The organism is Bradyrhizobium sp., assembly GCF_049798375.1.
GTDB lineage: Bacteria > Pseudomonadota > Alphaproteobacteria > Rhizobiales > Xanthobacteraceae > Bradyrhizobium.
In genome coordinates this window covers 1-4,699 of record NZ_JBARGP010000795.1, presented here as the reverse complement: position 1 = coordinate 4,699, position 4,699 = coordinate 1, and the positions used below count along the sequence as shown (strand labels likewise).

The 4,699-nt window shown below is 63.6% G+C and carries 5 protein-coding genes; 1 reads left to right on the top strand and 4 read right to left on the bottom strand.

The features are described from left to right. Positions 1 to 101: 101 nt before the first annotated feature. From WA702_RS30310 to WA702_RS30295, 4 genes are all read right to left on the bottom strand, one after another. Positions 102 to 683, bottom strand: coding sequence for a thiamine pyrophosphate-dependent enzyme (locus WA702_RS30310; RefSeq protein WP_425114211.1), 582 nt, complete (start codon positions 681 to 683; stop codon positions 102 to 104). Then, on the bottom strand, positions 683 to 1,234 hold the full coding sequence (locus WA702_RS30305; RefSeq protein WP_425114210.1) for a phosphonopyruvate decarboxylase: 552 nt from the start codon (positions 1,232 to 1,234) through the stop codon (positions 683 to 685). Before WA702_RS30305 ends, WA702_RS30310 begins: the two co-directional genes overlap by 1 nt. Positions 1,235 to 1,540: 306 nt before the next feature. Then, on the bottom strand, positions 1,541 to 2,815 hold the full coding sequence (locus WA702_RS30300) for a cytochrome P450 (protein WP_425114209.1): 1,275 nt from the start codon (positions 2,813 to 2,815) through the stop codon (positions 1,541 to 1,543). A gap of 185 nt (positions 2,816 to 3,000) precedes the next feature. Further along, on the bottom strand, positions 3,001 to 4,266 hold the full coding sequence (locus tag WA702_RS30295; protein WP_425114208.1) for a cytochrome P450: 1,266 nt from the start codon (positions 4,264 to 4,266) through the stop codon (positions 3,001 to 3,003). 269 nt (positions 4,267 to 4,535) lie between these two features. Here WA702_RS30295 and WA702_RS30290 point away from each other — a divergent pair. Beyond that, a partial coding sequence (locus tag WA702_RS30290; protein WP_425114212.1) for an acyl-CoA dehydrogenase family protein occupies positions 4,536 to 4,699 on the top strand: 164 nt, incomplete at its 3' end.

Genomic DNA, 4,699 nt, shown 5'->3' with positions numbered 1-4,699 from the left:
CCCCTCACCCGCCTTCGATGCTTCGCATCTCGGCACCCTCACCCACAAGCGGAGAGGGTGCACTTCCGTTGAGGCGGCAGATCAACGCCATCTCGTTCTTATTAGTTCACCGGTAGCCCGAGATGCTGCCGGAAGCGGTTCTTGAGATAGACGCCGTCGCGCGGCGGCAGCGCACGGTCGACATGATTCGTACTGATTGCAACGCGCGCGAAATGCGGCCCCTTGAGATCGTGCAGCTTGGGGCGGAAAGCATCCAGCGCGGCGCGATCCTTGATCTCGGTGACGGACGGAAAGCCCGCGCCCGACGCAATCAGCTCGAGCCGCGCGCCGAGGCCCGAATGGCTCTTCTGCATGCCGGTCTCGCCGAAATGCGCGTTGTCGAGCACGACGATCGAGAGGTTGTTCGGCTTCTTGGCGGCGATGGTGGCAAGGCTGCCGAGCCCCATCAACTGCTCACCGTCGCCGGTGATGATGGCGACCGGGCGCTTCGGCTGCGCCAATGCGAGGCCAAGGCCGATCATCGCGGCGCCGCCCATCGCGCCCCAGAGGTAAAAATTGGCGTGGTGGTCGCCGGCGTCGAACACGTCGTAGCACGACGAGCCGAGGCCGGTTACGACCAGCAGGTCGTGGCGGTCGATCAGCAGCGCCTTCACAGCGTCGCGGCGGTCGAGTGAGCCAGCCATCACTTGGTCTCCGTCCATTTCTTGCGGCCGATCATGCGTTGCGAGATCAAGACCGCGATCGGCTGGTCGCTGTCATAGGCAAGCGCGGCTGCGGCAGAAGCCATCTCGCCGGCGTCCGCAGGATCATCCAGGCGGAATACGGTGACGCCCATGATCTCGAAGGCGTGCGGCGTCGCCTTGCCCATCGGCACCTGCCACGGATTGAACTCGGCCCATTCGCCGCGCATCGTCACGAAGGTCAGGAACGGGAAGCGGCAGCTCTGCAGCAGCGAGAGCATGTTGATGCAATTGCCGACGCCGCTCGACTGCATCAACAGCACCGAACGGTCGCCGCCGAGCCAGGCGCCCGCGCACAGCGCGACGCCTTCTTCTTCCGTCGTCAGCACGGTGGTCTGGATCGCATTGTCCTCGTGCGAGAGGTTGATCAGGCGGGAATGGCCGGCATCCGGCACGTAGCAGATTTGCGCGACCGCGGCCGCCTTCAGGGCGTTGTAAATGTCGAGCGGCCAGTCGTGCGCCGTGGCGGCGTCATCGGGAGCGGGGTGGGCCATGCAAGGTCCTCGAAGGAGTGTCGCTTCGAGGTGTAGACAAAAAGCGCCCGGCCGGCCATCGCATCTGGTTCACCCAGCCATGCCGGAATTTTATAGGAGGAGTAGGCGGGCCGGCATCCTCTGCTGTCGTCCCGGCTTTCGCCGGACCCATACGCCGCGGCCTCGCGGTGAGGCAGGCTGGCCGATACCTTCTGCTACCAATCGAGTGCCGTGACTATGGGTCCCGGGTCTGCGCTTCGCTTGCCAGGGACGACAGTGTGCGTGGATTGGCAGCGAGAACATCTCGATGCCGGATCGAAGCAATCGTCAGCCCGGAATCCGCACCGGCAGGCTCTCATAGCCACGGACGAAGCTCGAATAGACCCGCTTCGGCTCCCCGACCACCTCGATGCGCTCGAAGCGCTTGAGGATCTCCTCCCAGACGATGCGCAGTTGCAGCTCGGCGAGCCGCATGCCGACGCAGCGGTGGATGCCGAAGCCGAAGGAAAGATGGATGCGGGGCCGGCGGCGGTCGATGATGAAGGCGTCGGGATTCTCGATCACCTCCTCGTCGCGATTGCCTGAGACGTACCACATCACGACGCGGTCGCCCTTCTTGATTGTCTGGCCGCCGAGCTCGGTGTCGACCAGCGCAGTACGGCGCATATGCGCCAGCGGCGTCTGCCAGCGGATCACCTCGGGCACCATGGTCTCGATCAGGGCCGGATTGTCCCGCAGCTTCTGGTACTCGGTCGGGTTCTCGTTCAGCGCCAGCACCGACCCCGTCATGGTGTTGCGGGTGGTGTCGTTGCCGCCGACGATGAGCAGGATCAGATTGCCCATCAGATTGTCCGGCGTCATGTGGCGCGTCGCCTCGCTATGCGCCATCATCGAAATGAGATCGTTGCGCGGCTCGGCTTTGGCACGCTCGTTCCAGAGCCGCCCGAAAGTCGCCGCGCATTCCTCCAGCTCCCGCCGGCGCTGCTCTTCGTTTTCGACGATGCCGCTCTTGGGCAGCGCGGTCGAGACGTCGGACCAGCGCGTCAGCTTGCGCCGTTGCTCGAACGGGAAATCGAACAGGGTGGCCAGCATCTGCGTGGTCAGCTCGATCGAGACCTTCTCGACGAAATTGAAGGTCTCGTTGCGCGGCAGCGAATCCAGCACCTTGGCCGAGCGCTGGCGGATCAGTTGCGCCAGCTCGTCAAGATGCTGCGGGGTGAACATCGGCGACACCGTCTTGCGCTGGTCGCCGTGGCGCGGCTCGTCCATCGCGATGAAGCTCGGCCAGTCATAGCCCGGCGCGACGTCGCGGATCGTGATGCCGCCATGGCTGACGTCGGAGGAGAAGATGGCGTGATTGGTGTCGACATGCATGATGTCGTGGTAGCGCGTCACCGACCAATAGGGCTCGATGGGGGCGTTGGTGCAGTAATGCACCGGCGCTTCCTTGCGCAGCCGCTCGAACCAGGGCCACAGCGTATCGTTCTGGAACAGCCGCGGCGCGCCGGGATGAAACTCCTCGAGCGGCGTCGCATAGGCCGCAAGCCGCGCCTCGCGCAGCAGGTCGGCCTTGTCGGGCTGGATGGCGGTCTGCACGTTCATCGGGTCATCCTTCTTGTCGGCTGCGCCAAACGCGCCGGAAATTCAGACGCGGCTATGTTTCTCGCTGTCATCGTCCGCGAAGGCGGACGATCCAGTACTCTGTGACGCTCATTATTCTCGCAACTAAGGCCTCTGGAATACTGGATGCGCCGCCTGCGCGGGGCATGACGATCGAAAGAGACGAGTTAGGCTGAAATCCGTACCGGCAATGTCTCGTAACCCTTGACGAAGCTGGAGTAGACCCGTTTCGGCTCGCCGACCACCTCGATGTGATCGAACCGCTTCAGGATCTCCTCCCAGATGATCTTGAGCTGCAGCTCGGCCAGCCGCAAGCCGACGCAGCGATGGATGCCGAAGCCGAATGACAGATGGGTGCGCGGCCTGGTGCGGTCTATAATGAAATCATAGGGCCGCTCGATCGCCTCCTCGTCGCGGTTGCCCGAGACGTACCACATCACCACCTTTTCGCCTTTCTTGATGGTCCTGCCACGGAACTCGAAATCGGCCAGCGCGGTGCGGCGCATATGGGCGAGCGGCGTCTGCCAGCGGATGACTTCCGGCACGAAACTGTCGAGCAGCGCCGGATTGGCCTTCAGCTTGCGATACTGATCCGGGTTTTGATGGAGCGCGTAGATGCTGCCGGACATCGTGTTGCGGGTGGTGTCGTTGCCGCCGACGATCAGGAGGATCAAATTGCCGAGGAAGTTCTTCGGGTCCATGTCGCGGGTGGCGTCGCCATGCGCCATCATCGACAGCAGGTCGCTCCGCGGCGGCTGCTCGATCCGCTCGTTCCAGAGCCGTGAGAAATAGCGCGCGCAGTCCATCAACTCCGCCTGCCGCTCGTCCTCGGTGGCGACCAGCCCTCCGGGACCGGGAAGCGTAGTCGCGATATCGGACCAGCGCGTCAGCTTGCGGCGATCCTCCCAGGGGAAATCGAATAGCACGGCCAGCATCTGCGTCGTCAATTCGATTGAGACCCTGTCGACCCAGTCGAACACCTGATCGCGCGGCAGATTATCGAGGCATTCGGCCGAACGCTCGCGGATATTGATGGCCAACTGGTCGAGATGGGTCGGCGTGAACATCGGCGCCACGGTCTTGCGCTGGGCGGCATGCCGCGGCGGGTCCATGGCGATGAAGCTCTCGCGCCGCAGGTCGGGAGAGACGTCGCGGATGGTGATGCCGCCGAGCATGGAGGCGGAGGAGAACACCGCGTGATTGGTCTCGATCTCCATGATGTCGTTGTACTTGGTCACCGACCAATACGGTCCGAACATGGAATCGCGGCAATAGTGCACCGGCTCTTCCTTCCGCAGCCGGTCGAAATAGGCCCAATGGCTGTCGGTCTGGAACAGCTCCGGGTTGCCGGGATCGAATTCGGCGAGCGGTAACGATGCGGCGCGCTGCCGCGCAGCCTCGCGCGGGTCGTGCCGGGCAACGATCGCGTCCATAAAGCTTCCCTCCTGTTGTGGCGCGCGGTCGCGGGGCGTCCGGCGGCATTTGGCGCGATTACATCGTGCCTGAGGCGTGGGAGCAAGAGCGAGTTTCAGCACGGGCGTCCCGCCGGACGGCAATATCCGATCGGCCTCTTGGGCGTTCTCTTGGGGGGATCTTGGGCGTTTTCTGGTCGTGACAATGCGGCGATCGGAGAATATGGCTACGGCCGTAACCGCAGCGCACGGACAGGATTCTTGCAGCAGGATTTTTGGAGGCCGCCGACATGATTCCCAATGCTCACCGCATGTTCAATTTCGATCTCGGCGAGACCGCGGATGCCATCCGCGACACGGTGTTCTCTTTTGCACAGGATCAGATCGCGCCGCGCGCCGCCGAGATCGACCGGACCAACCAGTTTCCGCGCGACCTGTGGCCGAAGCTCGGCGA

Excerpts from the sequence above, each read along its gene's own strand:
- WA702_RS30310 (WP_425114211.1), bottom strand. The coding sequence starts at position 683 with ATGGCTGGCTCACTCGACCGCCGCGACGCTGTGAAGGCGCTGCTGATC.
- WA702_RS30305 (WP_425114210.1), bottom strand. The coding sequence starts at position 1,234 with ATGGCCCACCCCGCTCCCGATGACGCCGCCACGGCGCACGACTGGCCG.
- WA702_RS30300 (WP_425114209.1), bottom strand. The coding sequence starts at position 2,815 with ATGAACGTGCAGACCGCCATCCAGCCCGACAAGGCCGACCTGCTGCGC.
- WA702_RS30295 (WP_425114208.1), bottom strand. The coding sequence starts at position 4,266 with ATGGACGCGATCGTTGCCCGGCACGACCCGCGCGAGGCTGCGCGGCAG.